The 17,971-nt window shown below is 43.9% G+C and carries 16 protein-coding genes; 7 read left to right on the top strand and 9 right to left on the bottom strand.

Going from position 1 to position 17,971, the window contains the following annotated elements; all coding sequences use genetic code 11:
• Positions 1–40: 40 nt before the first annotated feature.
• From PPRES148_RS00895 to PPRES148_RS00875, 5 genes are all read right to left on the bottom strand, one after another.
• Positions 41–997 carry a hypothetical protein gene (locus tag PPRES148_RS00895; protein WP_149452806.1) on the bottom strand — a complete coding sequence of 319 codons (957 nt, stop codon included), beginning with the start codon at positions 995–997 and terminating at the stop codon, positions 41–43.
• 1,546 nt (positions 998–2,543) lie between these two features.
• Positions 2,544–3,083 carry an integrase core domain-containing protein gene (locus PPRES148_RS00890; RefSeq protein ID WP_281289966.1) on the bottom strand — a complete coding sequence of 180 codons (540 nt, stop codon included), beginning with the start codon at positions 3,081–3,083 and terminating at the stop codon, positions 2,544–2,546.
• On the bottom strand, positions 3,080–3,298 hold the full coding sequence (locus PPRES148_RS00885) for a transposase (RefSeq protein ID WP_149452804.1): 219 nt from the start codon (positions 3,296–3,298) through the stop codon (positions 3,080–3,082). Before PPRES148_RS00885 ends, PPRES148_RS00890 begins: the two co-directional genes overlap by 4 nt.
• 69 nt (positions 3,299–3,367) lie before the next feature.
• Positions 3,368–3,916, bottom strand: a complete 549-nt coding sequence (locus PPRES148_RS00880) for a transposase (protein WP_246142940.1) — start codon at positions 3,914–3,916, stop codon at positions 3,368–3,370.
• Positions 3,913–4,521, bottom strand: coding sequence for a hypothetical protein (locus PPRES148_RS00875; protein ID WP_149452802.1), 609 nt, complete (start codon positions 4,519–4,521; stop codon positions 3,913–3,915). Before PPRES148_RS00875 ends, PPRES148_RS00880 begins: the two co-directional genes overlap by 4 nt.
• Positions 4,522–5,170: 649 nt before the next feature.
• Here PPRES148_RS00875 and PPRES148_RS00870 point away from each other — a divergent pair.
• Entirely contained in the window at positions 5,171–6,463 is a 1,293-nt protein-coding gene (locus PPRES148_RS00870; RefSeq protein ID WP_149452801.1) for a CAP domain-containing protein, read from the top strand.
• A 538-nt stretch (positions 6,464–7,001) separates the two neighbouring features.
• Entirely contained in the window at positions 7,002–9,038 is a 2,037-nt protein-coding gene (locus tag PPRES148_RS00865) for a transposase (protein ID WP_149452800.1), read from the top strand.
• 1,090 nt (positions 9,039–10,128) lie between these two features.
• Here PPRES148_RS00865 and PPRES148_RS00860 read toward each other — a convergent pair.
• From PPRES148_RS00860 to PPRES148_RS00850, 4 genes are all read right to left on the bottom strand, one after another.
• Positions 10,129–10,347 (bottom strand): hypothetical protein, encoded by a 219-nt coding sequence (locus PPRES148_RS00860; RefSeq protein ID WP_149452799.1) that lies wholly within the window; start codon positions 10,345–10,347, stop codon positions 10,129–10,131.
• 285 nt (positions 10,348–10,632) lie between these two features.
• Positions 10,633–10,770, bottom strand: coding sequence for a hypothetical protein (locus tag PPRES148_RS10310; protein ID WP_187820306.1), 138 nt, complete (start codon positions 10,768–10,770; stop codon positions 10,633–10,635).
• 1,486 nt (positions 10,771–12,256) lie between these two features.
• A complete protein-coding gene (locus PPRES148_RS00855; RefSeq protein WP_149452798.1) occupies positions 12,257–12,637 on the bottom strand; it encodes a hypothetical protein in 381 nt (126 codons plus the stop codon).
• Between the two features lie 109 nt (positions 12,638–12,746).
• Positions 12,747–13,103 carry a hypothetical protein gene (locus tag PPRES148_RS00850; RefSeq protein ID WP_149452797.1) on the bottom strand — a complete coding sequence of 119 codons (357 nt, stop codon included), beginning with the start codon at positions 13,101–13,103 and terminating at the stop codon, positions 12,747–12,749.
• A 601-nt stretch (positions 13,104–13,704) separates the two neighbouring features.
• On the opposite strand from PPRES148_RS00850, the gene PPRES148_RS00845 reads away from it, so the two are divergent.
• From PPRES148_RS00845 to fabD, 5 genes are read left to right on the top strand one after another with little or no spacing between them, the layout of a single operon-like run.
• Entirely contained in the window at positions 13,705–14,160 is a 456-nt protein-coding gene (locus PPRES148_RS00845; protein WP_149452796.1) for a YceD family protein, read from the top strand.
• A 56-nt stretch (positions 14,161–14,216) separates the two neighbouring features.
• Positions 14,217–14,405, top strand: a complete 189-nt coding sequence (gene rpmF / locus PPRES148_RS00840; protein ID WP_149454170.1) for a 50S ribosomal protein L32 — start codon at positions 14,217–14,219, stop codon at positions 14,403–14,405.
• A 34-nt stretch (positions 14,406–14,439) separates the two neighbouring features.
• Positions 14,440–15,456, top strand: a complete 1,017-nt coding sequence (plsX, locus tag PPRES148_RS00835) for a phosphate acyltransferase PlsX (protein ID WP_223127892.1) — start codon at positions 14,440–14,442, stop codon at positions 15,454–15,456.
• 48 nt (positions 15,457–15,504) lie between these two features.
• Positions 15,505–16,512, top strand: a complete 1,008-nt coding sequence (locus PPRES148_RS00830) for a beta-ketoacyl-ACP synthase III (RefSeq protein WP_149452794.1) — start codon at positions 15,505–15,507, stop codon at positions 16,510–16,512.
• A gap of 1 nt (position 16,513) precedes the next feature.
• Positions 16,514–17,599 (top strand): ACP S-malonyltransferase, encoded by a 1,086-nt coding sequence (gene fabD / locus PPRES148_RS00825; RefSeq protein WP_149452793.1) that lies wholly within the window; start codon positions 16,514–16,516, stop codon positions 17,597–17,599.
• The last annotated feature ends 372 nt before the right edge of the window (positions 17,600–17,971 follow it).

Genomic DNA, 17,971 nt, shown 5'->3' with positions numbered 1-17,971 from the left:
AAGGAAATTAGGCTTACTCCCTTCTCTCCATCACGATCCTCTACGATTTGGCCGGAATATCCCCCTGTTTGTTCTTCTTCCTGTACTGAGCATCAGGATCATAAGGGCTTTGTAGACTACCAGAACGCACCTTGGAGAGCATCCTGAGATTTCCTTGTTCATCCTCCTCAGTTTGTTCCCAGATCACCCTTTCCAGCAATGCATACTCCTTGGTTGATCTGATGTTGTCATAGTGGGAGACCTGTTCCCTTACAGCCAAGCAAACCCCAATTAGCTCTGCAGTCCTATGATCCCTTGCTGTTGCCCCTTTTTTGGGGGGAAGGGGAGGCTGATAGCCCAATGATTGCCGACTATCGATGTCTGTTAGTTTACACCCCTTCTCCAGAAAAACCCCCCACTCCGCGGGGAGGGGAATCAGGAGTTCAGCCGAGATACAAACCACATTTTTCGCCACCAGATAGATCACGTCATTACGGGTCAATTTCCTTATGTTGCTGTTGATTAGCGTGCTATCCATTCTACGGCAGGTGGATGTCATACCTACTATTGACTTTTGGAAGGTGGTGAAGTGCTGAAAGGAGTCCTGTGTAACATTGCATTTTGTTTTCTCCTCGTATGCCAACAACCGTTTTCTGCCTTCGTATAATGTTCTCCTACCTATAAGGGGCTTTCCTTTTTTGCCCCCCAGAGCTTCAAAGAACACTCCTTCCCGTGGAATACGTTCGATCAATTCCCTGTCTGTCCACCCAAAGGTTTCTTTAATGGACTCCAGGATTATGGTAAAAAGGATATCCTTGCAGGGTTGACCGATAGTATTATGATAATCGGCATATGTTTCCTTGTACCATGAAGCATGTTTCTCATAATACTCGCAAAGGGTTGCAAGTTTAATTTCTTCCTTGGTGGAACACCAGCGCCACTTATTCGCGAAGCATTCAATCCATTCCTCTACCCCTTCCAAGTTCGACTGTTCTATGGTACAATACCCTGAGACCATCTGTTATCAACCTCCCTTTATAGTGGGTATAAAGAGGATTGTATAGGAATAACAGATGGTCTTCAAGTTTCTTTGAGGGTATTTTTCAGGTAATACATATAAAGTTGTTTCGAATGTACGTAAGGAAGGTAGGGTCATATCCTATTTTGACTATATATTCGGAATATTATTATAATATCGGTAACCTAACCATAATTAGGGAACCGAGCTTCTATAGATAGTATGATTTCATAAAATTTTATGTAGTTATTTTTATGAATCCGCAAAAGCCCACTTTCCATTTTTATTCGAACCTCAGGAAACAATTGTGAACCTTTTTAACGGCACCAGCACCATCCTTCTGTATTCCAAGGTATTCTAGAGGGAACATAGTAGGACATATACTTTATTTTTATAAACATTCAATCTTTATATGTTATAATCATGGGCAACCCACTCCCTATTAGGGAATAAATTATGTATCCAAAATTATTGAATGTATTTTTATTTTACTTTATGTGTATTAAACACTATATTAATCTTATGAAATATTCCAGCAATTTACCCCCTGATCGTTTTCCAGGTGGCTATTGCAACATACGATAGCAAGGTTCTCATAGTTCCTCCAAATCCAAACCCAAAAACATTGGCGAAAGTCAAGCTTGGTGGCACAGTTCTTTCCCTCTATAAGAGCATGGGTAGCCTTGTCTCCTCGATGGTAATTTGCAATGGACTGTTGCTCCTCTGTAGGCTTTCTGCACCTTTTCTAATGTTCTTGTGGTCGTGCTGTAATCCTACCCTGATGAGAGCGTGCAGATTTCCAACATCCTCTATAAACTCGTAGGCTTCCCCAAGTTTATGCTAATTTGCAAGATGAAATATTTTTTCCAGGAGTAGCCTCTTGGATTCAGCGGGTCAACCCCCTATTTTCAACCCACCATGGCAAAATAGCCCTACCATCCGTCTTGTGCGACACAAAGCAAGCCGATGCCCCATTTTCTTCGTAATGATTCCCAAATTTATAAACCATTTTTATGATATTACTTCATATAACCCCCGACTCTAGCCCCATTCGTTCTCATCAGGTCCGATTTTCTGAAAGTAATCCAAAGTAGGAAATTGCCCGCCGAAACCGTAGGCAAAATGTAATTTATAGTGCACCCCGAGCCAACTTTTCGATACACCCAAAACCGAAAAAAGCGATCCAAGGGGTAGGTGCTAGGTAAGCCCTCGGCCCCGCTGGGAAAAGCAGCCTATTTCAGGACGAAACAGACTTGTATTTATGGATTATCATTCAACCACTAATTTTTGATCGAAACCAATGACCCCATTTATTACCTGTTGTAAAAAACAAATCATAAATAATAAAACAAATCTCATTAACATTTATTACCTAAAATTAAGTATATAAATTATAAAAAATAGATGAAATTGGCCTGAAATCGGGATTTTTAAACGCAATTAAAGACACCATATACTAACATTATAAAATATAATAAAAAATGTATTATTATATTTATCAAAATTCGATCTTATTAGGGTAGATTATGCAATTGGAGTGAGAAATTTATATAACCTTAACAGTCCTGATTAGACCCTGGTTTCGGGGGTCCTTTATGATTTTCCTGTATTCGTGTGGTGTCAAATACCCCAAGCTTCCATGACAGTACTCCTCGTTGTAATGCCTTACGAACGCAACATGTTCCTTATGGAATTCCTCAAAATTGCGAAACTCAAACCTGTCATAGAGATCACTTTTTACAATACTATGGTAGGATTCAATATGCGCATTATGGTTGGGTGATTTATTAGGTATTCGTTCATGATGGATTTCTTCCGCCCCAACGAAACCATAGAATTCATGACTAATGAATTGGGAACCATTATCTGTTCGTATTACAGGCTTGTTCTCCCCTTTTCCAACATATTTGTTTAGAGCCATCTGAACCCCTTTCACTACATTCCTTGATTTACAGGACAGATAGCTATCAGAGAAGACAATACTTCTGTCAAAAACATCTATGATGCTAAAAACTTGAACCATGGTATGATCCGCAAGTCGTTTATACTGAATATCCATCTCCCAGAGTTGGTTGGAAGCCGTTATTTTCCGTTCATAAGCTTTGTTGGCTGGTAGGGAGGATCGACGCTTTTTTCCCCGGTAGCGAAGGATTCCTGTCTTTCCTCTTTAACCCACCTACTGATTGTACTGATAGCAACGTCGCATTGTCTGGACACTTGGGCAATATGTTGTTCACTTTTGACCTGATCAACCGCCTTTTGCTTGAATTCTAACGAGAACTTTTTTCGAGCTGCTTTCATGTTTACCCCCCATGGGGAACATGCTCCTGTTATGCCGCTCCAGGTCTATTATACCAGGGGGCCTAATAGTCAGGAAGTAACCCTCTGTGTTTTTTCTTCAGGGCGTCCTTTACGAACCCTTTTTTCGAGTTCCTTATACATACAGTCCACCCATTTCCAGTGCAGATGACAAGACAAATGCCAGCGGAAAACAAAGAAATCATGGGGGAAGAATTTCTCTTTTTTCTTGTAAAATGCTAACAAATATGTAATATATTCATACTTATTCTTTAATTTTTCCGAACAACTAAGTAATTCATTAAGAATATTCCTCTCTTGATCGGAAAGTTCTTCCCGATAATTTTTCCATAGTAGGTCAAGTAACAATTCCTTTATGGTGGGGGCAAATCGCTTATCCCTAAGAGTGACTCTCAGAGGAGGGTGTAAGGTAAGATCCCTTATATTCTTGATGATGTGAAAGCGATCCAACACAATAAGCGCGTTGGGGAATTCCGATAGAGCAAACTTAGTATAGATAGGGGCTCGGTCCATGGCAATAACCGCTGGATCAAGTTCATATAGGTGGTGATTTTGCCTCTGGTAGTCCATAAGTTCCTCATATTTTCGGCCTTTTATCACAGCCAATACAGACCCAAGTTTTGTATCATAGATAATAGCTTGTTCCTTGTCGATGTATCATCTATACTGATGGTCAAACAACGTCCCTGTTCCCTGGCCTGCCTAATGGCCTTTTCCTCGAGTTCTTTTCTCTTTCTAGGAAGAAATTCATCAAAAAATAGGGTATAATCTGTTCTCACCGGTATTCCATGTAACCTTGCTGCTTTCGCTGCTGAAGATAGTACTGCCGTTGACGAGAACATTTCCCCACAAAAATCTGCATATTTTTTCCCTTTCCCAACAAATGCATACACATGATTGAATTTGTTCTCGCAGTAGGTACATCTCCATCGTTGGGGTTTCATAACAGATTCAATTTCCCATAAGCCAAGGATGCCGTGTTTTATTTTCCGTTTCTTGTCGAATCCCGCTCTTACAAATTTTTGTCCCAAATTTCCCGAATCCTCACAGGAACACCTGATTCCCGGGGATGGACGGTTGACAATGGACTTTAGGATATAACGAATTCTCATTTTATCTGATCCTGTGGGTCCTAATTTCTCTATTTTCATGATTTTCACTTCGTCCGAAAAAGGGGGCCTTGGGAAATCTAGTTCTGTTTTCATCTCGACAACCCCTTATTCCCTGATAGAGGGTGAGTTGCCAATTATTATAACATATAAAACTTAAATTTTATAAAAATAACGCATATGTACTACTGTGTTCCCACAAGAATACCTTGGAATACAGTGGGGGAGAATCCGAATCTAGGCAGATGTAGACACAGAAACCTACCACGATACATTTGAGCTATCGAACCATGGTCCAGCCCCCACTCCTGAGACTGAACCCCCAGGTCCGAAGTTTGGCCAAGAGCCCTTTTTCCGACAATGAATCGTCAGGTTCGGTATACGGCCAAGATCCGATCGTTTGTGCGAATGGCTGTTCTGGGGCTAGAAATTATGTATGTATTTTTAATTATTTATTGCTATTTTTTAAAAAAACGATAGATAGGTATCATTAGTTAATACATAATAATACAAATAAATTGTTCATCACGAAATATCATGCCGATTTATTTCCTGCAGAAGGGATTGAAATGAAAAAAACAAGTACTATCAAATAACATTGATATATTTATTGAATATTATTTTTATTTATTATATAATATGTTGTACGAACACATAAATTATATTTTTTAAAAAGAATAATTATTTTATTGTAAATTTATTGATTTAATTTACAATAAAAAATGCAACGGGGGGGTATTAATATATGAATTCAATCCAGAACAAGAAAAATGCCAAAATCCTAGCTCTCATTATGAGTCTTTCTCTAGCAACCCCTATTACTGTTATTCTACCCGCTAGGGCCTCACAACCATTATCTAAAGGCTTATCAACACCTACGGTCAGTAAAGGGAGTACTGTTGGAATATCAGGAGGAAACGAAGATAGTTCATATAAAAATATACAAAATTATAGTATAAATTCAAACCAGAAAAACGAAGTGAATAAATGGAATACAGAACCTGCTAACGCTAGGGAACTGTACTCCTATGGAGAACACATGGCAGAAAGTCAAAAATCAGAAAACACCAGGGAAGGTTTTACTGGGATATCAAGGGAAAACAGAAACAGTTCATCTAAAGATACACAAAATTACTTTATAGACCCAAATCAGCAAAACAGAGGAAATGAGGGGGTTGTGAAGCCCGCTAATACTGGAGAGTTATATTCCAGTAGGGAATTCACAAAAGAAAGGGAGGAAGTACAAAGGTTCACGGATCGTATTGTTAGAATATCGAAGGAAAATGGAAATAATTTACCCGAATCAGAAAAAAATTTATCAAAAATAGATACAGAATTAAGTAAATTATCTGATGTAATATTTGGTAATGAATTGAAAAGTTATCCAGAAAACACTGGGGAGGAATACACGGAAAGAACACGTATAACAGAAATAAAGGAAAAATTTAAAGATAGAATAAGGAAAATTTATATAAACAATCCATCGGAACTGCAGAATCAACTTACAGTAAGGAAGGAAGTTAGCAAGGTCCTATCCGAATGTAAACGAATTCAACAGGGCAATGCACACGAGACGAACCAAGAAGGCACGAATGAAAAGGGGGCAACCAACCCACAAAAGGAAGAAAATGCATCTGACCAGCAGAAATCGGGGGAGAGTACTGCGACAGGGAACACTAAGTCGGTAGAAATTGCCAAGGGGGCAGCTAAAAATATCAACGATTATCGCATAAAGAATGGACTCCCCAAACTTGAAATTATTACGGAAGGTCCTGGACAAGAGAAGGCAGGTTCTATGGCAAAAGCAAGGAACATGAGCCACGATGTGGGAGGATCAGGTGGGGACATCCTAAGAAAAAATGGTAAATCCTCTAATCCATGGGGAGAAAATATAGCCCAAGGACAAAATTCTGCTGATGCCCTAGCCAATACGTGGATCAACAGCCCCCCTCACAGGAAAAATATATTGAATCCATCCTTTAAAAAATTATATATAGGGGGTAACGGTGGATATTATGCCAATATATTCTCAGGTTAATGGACAGGAGGGGGCAGCATCCCATTGGGGGTGTGAATTGGGGACGGTCAGATCTTTCTGTACAGAACCTCTGTACGTCAAAAACCCTGCTCCAGCAAGGAGCAGGGTTTTATTTGTTTAAAAATGTTAATTGGGAATCCAACCCAAATCCTGTATCTATCTATTCAGGACCTGTTTATAGTAATTTTATATCTATATTAAACGATGATATTGTTTGTTTATTATAAAATTTCATAATTTTTTTGTATAAATAACATCGAATTACGAAAACCATAATATTCAACCCTTGTCAAGGTAGATCTTTGCAATTATCCGTGAGGCCAAATTCATATAGAAATACGTCTTGCAAAATATAATCTTACAGTGTATATTGTAGCAAATGTTCGCTGTTATTACCGAAATGATGGTAAAGGGAATGGGAAAAAACATGGTTCGCAAGAAATCGCACACAAAAGAGTGCCCAAATACTTCACACCCTATTGTCTAAGATATTCAAACCCACCAAAGTCTAAACATACTTTCGAAAGGGGAGGAAGAAATGAGCACTCCACGTCATTGTACCACAATTTCCCGAAAAGACAACCCGTCAAGCCAGCCCCTTTTTCATGTTTCACCTCTGCAGTACAGCTATGGGGACTTCATAGCCAGCGGGGATCCAACGCAATTGAAATATATTGTTGAAGAGGCAAGAGAAATAGAGAATTCCCCGCTTACTCCTGTTGAACAAAGGGATAGGGTTAGGAAAGTAAGAGAATCCCTCTGCGCGTTGTCAGAGGAATTCGAACGTGAGGGAGCACCCCCCTCCCGGCCCAATGATCGTAAACAGGGTTTTGAACAGCAACAGTCGAAAGAGGGGGAGGACCCTATTGCTGAAAAATGGTGTCCAAAGCCCAACAATGAGTCATTGAAAGAACAAAAGGAGGAAAACAACGCTAAGAAGGGGGGATCCAAAGCCCAGGGGGAGAGAGCAGCGGTAATCTGGAAGAGAGACCAAAAGCTCTTAAGGATATTATCTACAGATGCAATCTACGGATCAGACGACATAACAGTGTCTAAGGAGGAACGTGAGATAGCTTCCCACCTGGCAAAAGCCGCTAAAATTTGTTTAGGGGATAACGACATGGCTGTTCGAATGCACCAGTTTATTACTACATATCCCAAACAATCAACAAGGATGTTTCTCTCTACGTTCATCAGAACCCCACTAACGAATCATAGGGTGGATGATATTGAAGAGGAGTTTTGTACAAACGGTTTAAAGCACGCTATAGAGCTAGGTTTGTGCTTTGAGCAATGGTATAACCATGGAATGATGCCCGGAAACTCTCGTAATGGGTTCACCATTCGTGAACGAAACGGGTTGAAAATACGCATTCCTCAATTGCGTGAGGCCGTTACCACTCAAATGATTGGCGATTCGGGTATTTTGGGATATCGTGATCTCAAATTAGTGGAAGGTTCTTGGATAAGAGGCATATCATTTCAGAGTATATCCGAACTCTTGTATGAGGCAAGGGGTATCGAGATCTCGCCATCCACTCTAAAATCCCATATCCAACCTCTTTATAACAGGCTAGATTCTTTTGGTAACCAGGATTTGAGCGGTTATAAATGTTTTGGCATCATGTTGGATGCCTCCTATGATCACACTGACATCATCACCCATAAGGGTAAGAGGAAAAAGAAGCGTAAACGGGGAAAACCCGTACTTACAGCCCTCGGGATCTTCATAGATGACGAGGGCATCAAGCTGGTATATTTGGGTTGTAAGAGCGTGGACAGTGAATCTACCGACAATTATGCCCTGCTTGTTGGGGAACTGGTGAAGTGGGGTTTCTCTACAAAGAATGTGGAGTTAATGTTGAGCGACCGTCATCGGTCGTTCGCCGGTTTACGAGATAAGATATTTCCGCAAGCCAAGCTGCATTACTGCGGTGTCCACCTCACTCGTAACCTAGGAAAAAAGATCCCGAAATGTTTGAAAGGACCATTGGGATCGGTGTTTTTGAAGGCAGCTTACTGGGTCTTAAAAGGCACCACCAAGGAAGAGGTTTGGGAAAGATTTGGGCTTCTCAAGTCCGCCCCCGAGTCCACCTACGGTAGTGAAATGAAAGACGCTATAGAATACTTATGTGTAAATATAGAATCACATACGAATGTTGTCAAGTTTTTTAGTAATCCAGAAATTATTAGGGTTTTATTGAATACTAATAGGATTGAGAGTATGAATAGGCTCATAAGCCGCTGGGCTGATTGGAAAGGTGGATTTCGCAGCACAGAGGACCAAGAGAGAGCAGCCCACATAGCTGGACTGAGGATGGAAAAATCCCCCTTTATTTTCCCATTCAAGGAAGGGGATCTAATCTTTGATGAAGAAATTTCTGATAAGGAAAAATGTTTTGAGTTTAGAATAGGGCGTGTCGAGAAAAACTGTCGGAGTCTTATGGAGATATGTATAAAGGGATGGAAAGGAGATTGCCAAGAATTGGGGAACATCCTTGCCTCGTTGGCAAAACAAACTATTGAATGTTGCAATGGGATATTATGGATACGGCATAATCAGCTTTTGTTATAGAAAATGGCTACAATGGTTTGATACGTCCTGGTGGTATCCGGCTTACCACCGTACCAGATTCCCCGGTGTCCTCTTAGCCCACATTCCTGATCCCCTCGGGGGAAGAATCTAGGGGATCCCGTAGGTGATGTACGGAATTCCTGAATGTAGGTTCGATTAGATTCCGGGGGCGTCACTGTGGGTACCCCTGTTGGTCCCCCGGTTTATCAAGGTCCCATGAGTATACAAGGATCTCCGAAAACAGGTGCCACTGCCTCCCTGGGTTTCGGATTCCCCGCGCAAGGGTCTGTACAATTTAGGCCCAGTCCTGATCCGGATACCGCAGCTGTTAGCGATTTCCCGCTAGTCTCTCCCTAGGTTCCACAAGGTCTGATACACCACCGGGGTATGATATGGGTGCCAGTGGAACTTCCCAATCCCCTGGGTCTAATGGAAGGGACGGAATCCCTAACACTGCAATGCAAGTGTGCAAGTGTTACCGGGCCTTTGGGAACCCCCAACAAGGTTTTACAGGCCTCACAAGTACACATTATGGGGATCATCATCATCTGAATCTGACACGATAGGGGCAATCCTTGTATCATATTCATAATTATAAAATAAAAATAACAATATAAATGCATTTATGAATATATATTAAATCATACCCAATGAGGCCTGAAAGGTATAGAGAAAGATAGATACAAGGGTTCGGGTTGGATTCCCAATTAACATTTTTAAAAAAATAAAACCCTGCTCCTTACTGGAGCGGGTTTTTTGACGTATGGAGGTTCCGTACAGAAAGATCTGACCGTCCCCGTTTTTTAATCTAAGGGCATGGTACGAAATGGCTCTGCCCCCAACTCACCCAATCCCCATTGTTACGGCGTTTTTTAGGGGGTTCCCCTCTTTTCCCCACGCTGGTTCGAATTCATGGTGGAAAAAGGGAAGGAAACTCTATGACTATAGGTAGTAGCCTGGAAGGCATAAACTAGGAACAGATAATAAATTATGTTGTTCATTATTTTGTCCAGAGGTGTGACTGGATTTATAGAGGAGGTATGTTCCACACAGGAAATCGTACGGTTCTTCAGGGGGATGGTTGGCCCCCCTAGGAGAGGAACTTTGAGAGCATGTCTTTGCATAATTTCGCTATTTCGGGTGAAATACTACCCAGGGTGTGATCTATGATTATGCTCCCCTCACTTTTCATCAGATCCCCAAAATATCCAGCGAATAAATGATCCTGTGGTAGGATACTAAGCGATAGTGTACTTACAACAGTTATACCCAAAATTTTTATATTATATTTAAATTTATTTTTTTTCATACCAGATCTGCCCCCCTGTGAACGTCTTCTAAATGTCTTCCAGGTGAGTTTAGATATGTTACTACCAAATTATATACTACGTGTTTTTAAAAATAATAATCCTCTCATCCTTTTGTTTTGGAGCAATACCAAAGTCCTATGCCCCTATATGCCAATAAATCCTCGCAAGTATACGGGATCCAGTTACGTTCTCGATGGGAGCCAGAGTTTCCGTGAGGGGTAGGGATCATCGCAAAGGAAGGGTGTTCCACCGCCATGGATAAGAGGACCTTCTGTTCTTTATTGTTACTGCGGTTGTTGTGATTGCTGTTGTGATTGCTGTTGCGGTTGTTGTTCGAACATTCCTGAGATAAGTCCCATAATCTTTTCTTTGACCCAGTCCGTTATATGGGTTACAGATATGTTGCTCCCGGTTAGTACCATGTCTCGGAGCAGTCCCTCTGCAAATAGATGATCCTGTGGCAGGAGGCAGAGCGATAATGTACTTACAACAGTTATACCTAAAATTTTTATATTATATTTAAATTTATTTTTTTTCATATCAATTATTCCACCTCCGGGAGAGAATTTTAATAAATACTTGTCCTTATTTATCTCCCTTATCATTTGATATATGATAATGATAGCAAGGTTATAATTATAAGATGATCGGATGATCGTTTATTATAAAAATATAATTTTATTATATAATAAATAATATAAATAAATTGTAATATACATCTTGATGTTTTTGCAAGTATACAAATTAAGGTTTTTTATCATTGGATGGGCGTGGTACTATCATTTAGTAGGTCCCTGGGGGTCGGAATCCCCCCAACGGGATCCTTTTTGTAGGACTTTCCACTTGATCCTTCCGGAACCAATCTGGCGGGCTGTTCTTCTTTGCTCCATTTCCATTACGAATTTTCATAGCTACACGATCCAGTCTGTTCCTGTGTGCGAGAATCTCCGGTATCTCTTGTTTTTTTCACGATACGGGGACGATCGGCCTGCTAGACGTTTGTGTGGCTGCGTCCCCCTATTGTATGGAAGAGAGCCTGGATTCATTCCGACCGTATACCATGTGCCACTAGCTAGGATAGTAGATAGGTTTTCTTCCATTCCATGACGTAGTAAAATGTGTGGACGATTGTTGTTAGGCGCAGGGGAACCAAGGGGGGATACCGGGTACCTCTGTATATAGAGGACAAGATGGTTCTTGGTCGCGTATGCTGTAGTGGGGGGGTTAGGGGTTCCGCCCACCTGATCTATATTTGGAAAGCCCCATTCATTGGGCACCTTAGGTAGAACATGCCAAGATACTGAGTGGAAGGGAAAAGAATTGGTTTTAACTCCTATATTTATAAAAAATAACTATATTTTATTGATTTAGGTTCAGAGGGGATCTCCTTTGGGTACGGTGAACCTCTAAAAATCCCCGGAGGGACTTCCCTGGGGATTTTACGTACGTGATCGAATGCAATCTATCGGGCGATGGGAGAGAGTGGTTCGATGATTCAACAGATATTCGTTTGTGGAAGAGATAACTAGGATCTATTGGGAGGGCATTCCCCATGAAAAATGATACGGTTCCGAGGGGTTCTTTTTATATTTTTTTATATGTAATAATCATAGTTTTAAAATACATATAAATAGAAGAAATGTACCCCTGGGGGATTCCTTTCGAGAATCCACACACGAACCCGGGGGCCATCGGTCCTAGTAGACTCATAGAGGGGCTAACAGCCCCCTTATGGGTAATAAAATTATGATCGATTCGGTACGAGAAGGGGAATGTTTATATTTTCTCTTGATCTTTCATTCCCGAATGAAATGGAAAATTCCCCTTGTGCTACTACCAATAAATCGTAGTTATTCAGTAGCAAAGGGGGCGGATGATAGGGACAGTGTTTAGATAATGGATAATTTTTTATAAATTAGCCCGTCGTCGTCGAGTACTGGTTCGTCGTCTAGCCAGGGTAGGGGGTTGTTTGTTGATGCGGGGGGATTTGGGTGTATAAGGTTCTGGGTTGTTTTCTGGCAACGTTTGGGGTTGCTCGGTAACAGGTGAAAATGAATTTGGGTTACGATAGGTAAAGTTAGCACCTGGTTCATTTCCTTGATTAGAAGGTCCCTCACCCTCCCAAGGAGGAGTCCATGCGCTCTCGGTTCGTTTTGCTCCCTTGTTGTACCCACTAAAGGGTGTTACAACACCGTGTCGCTGTAATTGTGATTCTACCTCCTCGCGGATCCAGCGGCGGAGTCGTGCCGTCGTTGTTTCGGTTACCAATCGTTGTTTCACTCTGGGCATTCCTGAGGCCTCTCTTTCTCCGTGTACCGCTTCCCCATATAATCCATCATGAAGCTGGGCCCCCAACAGCAGCGGGTGAAAAGGGGTACACGGGTGACGTGTATAAAAATTACCAACGCATTCTTCGTTTTCCATTGGCTTTCTTGCCGGTATGTGAGGTAAGCATTTTTTGTAACATACGGGCCTCCCGCGTATTGATGATTCCCTCCCCCATGGCGATACGAATAACGTTATTGGCTATTTCCGGAAAACGCACGTCATATTGTAATTTCTCTATTTCTGCAGGGGACATGAAACGACTTGGTATCCCCTGTGCAAAGCGCATCAATTCCAATTGACCGTACGTCCTTCGTACATGCAAACATTCCTGTGATAGGGTTTGGAGGGCGGATACAGTGACAACGGGTCTCCCGATGATACCATTCACAGACCTCGCAACGGATTGGTACATATGTTCACGTGACAATGCCTTCACCTCCCCTGTTGTGGGGAATGGTTTACTATATGCATAGGGTATGGGGTTTGTTCTCTCGCCCCTTACGTATCCTAAGGGGGTATGGAGGTGTTTCCCTCGTGGTATGTCCGCTCGCATTGTGTATTTAGAATACTACAATAAATTTTTAATTATTTTTTTATTATTCCTAACGGTTTGTCTTATCTCTAACAGTACGGTGAATGGTTTCTGGTATGAGCAGGGTGTGTCTCATTCGGACCTATAGGGTTATGGTTTTGATCCTATGTGTGGATGGTGTGGAATCATAAATCTTATAAACCATGTAGCTCAGGCGTGGCCCGGGGGAAATGGCTTGATACAAATCCTATGGTACGGGATGGTATGAGCCTCCCGTTCCTATGCATAGGGGTTTTCCAAAATCTTATGGGAATATGATTTGTGTTTGCAACGGTGGATGGGGGGTACGTTGAATTTTTGTGTGTATGCGGCTACAATGAGTCTGTTGGCTACCCAATAACTCCGGTTTCGCATGCTACCTTTTCCATGGAAAGGAAATTTTTAGATAGCAGTTTGTCCATACGCGCTTTTTCTGAACAAGAGGAGGGAGTAGGGCATGCGGATCGTCCTCCCGGATGGGTCAATGAGTGCCCCACAGAAGCATCAGGGTGTAGTGACGTTGGATGCCCTGGTGGATGATGTCCTAGAATTGGTGTCGCTGCAACCTATTACCGTAAGGGCGGTGGGTGTTCGATGCAGGGACCGCTTTCGTGTGGATGCGAAGCAGGAAACAGTTGCTGAACTTTCCTGTGCACGTTGCCTTGGTACATTTGCAAGGCCACTGTGTTCTACCTGGTCGGAGTCTTTCCCTGGGGATGAGAAGGGGGTTGATTTGACGTCGCGGGTTCAGGAGGCGTTGCTGCTAGAGTTGCCCATGATCGCAATTTGTCACAAGGATTGTCCGGGACTTTGCATCGCATGTGGGGAACGTGTCACGCGTTGTTCGTGTTCAGGGGAGGAGGAGGGACCGGATCCCCGCTGGAGGGATTTATCCTCATGGGAGGGGGTCTGAGTCCCCCGTTGGACCGGGTGGTTCCTCGACTATGGGAGGGAAGGAGGTGAGTGATGATGGCTGTACCTAAGCAGAAGCTATCACGTAGTAAACAACGCAAGCGCCGTACGCATTGGAAATTGAGCCCACCTGCCTTGCGAGCCTGTCCGAATTGCGGAGAACTGACTCCCCCGCACCGTATTTGTCGCGGATGTAGGGTTTATCGTGGCCGGAATTATGGTAAGCAGAAGAGGGCGGGAGCTTAGGGGAAACTCTGAAGGAGAGGGGGTCTGTTGTGGCATGCGTTTGCTTGTAGATGCCCATGGGGGGGATCGGACCCCTGAGGTAATTTTGTCTAGCGTGGAGAGGATGGCTAGAGAGTTGCCAGGGGTTACCCTGTTGGTTGTTGGGTTACCGGATCTTCCTACTCCTAAAATCCCTAACGTGCAGCATATCGTAGCACGTTCTGTTATTGAGAATACGGAGAGCCCTGTTCAAGCTGTGCGCGGTAAGCCGGAGTCCTCTCTGGTTCTATCTTGTTCTCTTTTACAGAAGGGGAAAGCGGATGTTTTGTTGAGTGCCGGTAATACGGGGGCTCTTTTGGTTGCTGGTTCGCGTCTTGTGGGCCGTATCCGAGGGGTATCTCGACCGGCGCTCTCTCTGTGGTATCCCTCTCTTATGGCAGACAATGCTCCCCCGAAGTTGTTGCTTGATGTGGGTGCTAATCCTGATGCCAGACCGGACCATTTGTTCCAGTATGCCCTTCTGGGCAGTTTTTACGTTTCCCATGTCACGGGTTGTAGAAATCCCCGTGTTGCCCTCTTGAATTTGGGTACGGAGTCTAACAAAGGTCCGGAAAGAATTCGTGAATCCCATCGTTTGTTGGCGGCGGAGCCTCGAATCCGTTTTGTGGGCAACATTGAGGCGCGGGACGCAATGGAGGACGTTTGTGACGTATTGGTGGCGGATGGCATGAACGGCAATGTCCTGCTTAAGACTACCGAAGGTGTAGCCCGTGTGGCGGTGCAGCGTTTGCAGAGGGAATTGTTGGGTCACAGTACCCTATGGAGTCGTTTAGCCGTTTTCTCTCTGCGGAATCGTCTGCGTGCCCTACAAGAGGTTATGAATTACCATCAGTACGGTGGAGCTCCCCTGTTAGGGTTATCCGCGCTGATCATCAAGGTTCATGGTTCTGCCAATGAGCAGGCTTGGACAGCGGCTTTTCAGCAGGCTTCTCTTCTGGCTGAGAGGGATGTAATGCGGGGTATGGCCGATGTCCTCGCGACGGCGGGGGCTGTTTCATTGGGTGGGTCGTGAGGTTGAATGTAGCGTGGATGCAGAATTCCATGCGAAAGGGAGCGAGCTATGCGAGCGGTTGGGATATGGGGGACAGGTTCTTATCTACCTGAAAAAGTTCTTACGAATAAGGACCTAGAGAAGTGTGTTGATACTTCCCATGAGTGGATTGTTTCTCGTACGGGCATTCATGAGCGGCGTGTGGCTGCACCGGATCAGGCCTCTTCTGATTTAGCGGTGCCGGCAGCCCAGAGAGCAATGGCTGAGGCCGGAGTGGAGCCCGACGAGATTGAGCTGGTCATCGTTTCTACAGTGACGCCCGATATGATTTGTCCAGCGACCTCCTGCCTTGTACAGCATCAGTTGGGGATTTCTAGGGCAGCTACTTTTGATTTGTCTGCTGCATGCGCTGGGTTCCTTTACGGCATGGCTACGGCTTCCCAGTTTATCATTACGGGTATGTATCGGAATGCACTCGTGATCGGTGTCGATTGCTTATCCCGGATTACTGATTACACGGATCGTAGTACTTGTGTATTGTTTGGTGATGGTGCGGGTGCCGCTGTATTGGGTCCTGTAGAGGATCAGTATGGTTTTCTCGCGCATACCCTGCATGGTGATGGATCCGGTGGACATTTTCTTCAAGTTCCCGCGGGTGGTTCTAGGCAACCTCCTTCGTTGACAACGGTGGAGAGGGGCCTGCATTTCCTTAAAATGGATGGTCGTGAGGTCTTTCGTTTTGCCGTGCGTTCCATTGGACCCATGATAGAAGAGGCGTTGGAGAAGGCCTCCCTACGGCAGGATCAGGTTGACTTTCTTGTTCCCCATCAGGCTAATATTCGTATCATCGAATCTGCTTTGCATCGATTTGGTTGGACGGAGGATCAGGTTGTGGTCAATTTGGATCGTTACGGTAATATTTCCTCTGCTTCGATTCCAGTTGCATTGGACGAGCTAGTAAGGAGCGGTCGTTTGCACAGGGGTCATCATGTTATCTTATGTGGGTTTGGTGCTGGTTTGACGTGGGGGGCGAGCGCTATGCGTTGGGTGGATGTGAAGAGGGGGCGGGTAGATTAGTATGGGTAATTGGCTTGCCTGGCTTTTCCCAGGGCAGGGTGCACAGTGTGTGGGAATGGGAATAGAGGCTGCTTCTGTTTTTTCTGAGGCGAGACTTATTTTTGAGGAAGCCGATGATATTTTGGGTGAGCCCCTATACCAGTTGGTGAGGGAGGGTCCCGCAGAGAAATTGACATGGACGGTTCATGCGCAGCCGGCGATTTTGACGGCCAGTTACGCATTGGCAGTGGCTTTACTACGACGCCTACCGAAGCCACCATCATGGCTAGCAGGTCATAGTTTAGGGGAATATACGGCGTTAGTTGTGGCCCGGTCCCTCACCTTTGCGGATGCTTTGCGGATTGTTCGCGCGCGGGGTGCTTTTATGGACGAAGCGGTTCCGTCCGGATTGGGATCCATGAGTGCGATTTTGGGGCTGAGTCGCAATAAAATCATTGCTCTTTGTGAAGCCGTGAGTCGTGAGGGCTATGTGGTGGAGGTGGCTAATTACAACAGCCCCACACAGATTGTGATCTCAGGTCATGCAGCGGCAGTGGCCGCAACAGGGGAGCGGGCACTAGTAGAGGGTGCTAAGAGGGTGGTTCCCCTTCCCGTAAGTGGTCCCTTCCATACCACACTGATGCGGGAGTCCTGTCGTCGATTGGCTGATTTTGTGCGTGGTGTGCGTGTAAGCAGTGCCGTAATACCTGTGGTCTCGAACGTTACGGGAAAGCCGATGCGTGGGGCGCGTACGATTCAGGATTATATGGTGCGGCAGGTGGCCTCACCTGTTCTTTGGGAACAAAGTATGCGCTATCTCCTCCAGCGCGGGGTGCGTTGTTTTACGGAAATAGGTCCACAGTCCATTCTTCTACCGTTGATACGACGATTGGATAAGGGAGTGACAGTTTACCCGGTAACAGATTCCACAACACTGCTGCAAACAGCGGACGCGTTGTATGACCCTCTCAGGAAGGAGGAAATGATGCAAAGAACCATCACTCAGAGCAAGAATGAACAGAAGCGTCAGGCCGTTTTCGATACTATCTCGGGGGCGTGGAAGGAGGATAGAGGTAAGGAGGGAAAGAAGAGGGGGGGAAATCCCTAGAAAGTTTGTTTTTTAGTGACGCGCCTTTTTTCAAGGTACCTTATAGGACCGTTGTATCCCTCCTTTCTTAGGGGGTCGGCTATTCCCTTTTGTGTTTTATCTATTTTATAGAAATAATATTATTAATATTTAAAAATTTTGGGACCGTGCAATTTCTTGTGGGGAATGCCCTATCTATGAATCTAGCCTCACCTTTTTTGGTAAAGCAATTGAGTAACATAATAACATTTTGTAGTAACACTGTTCCTGTTTTTGTATCTCCGAGGTATTTATCTTATTTCATATGAATTTTTACAAAATTTTTACTAGGTCCTTGCGCGGAAGACGAACATTGTGTTGTAGTAAGATCTATTCTGTTTATGGTACGTACAA

Source organism: Pasteuria penetrans, assembly GCF_900538055.1.
Lineage (GTDB): Bacteria > Bacillota > Bacilli > Thermoactinomycetales > Thermoactinomycetaceae > Pasteuria > Pasteuria penetrans.
The sequence above is the reverse complement of the archived record's forward strand: the minus strand, read 5'-3'. Positions and strand labels throughout refer to the sequence as shown.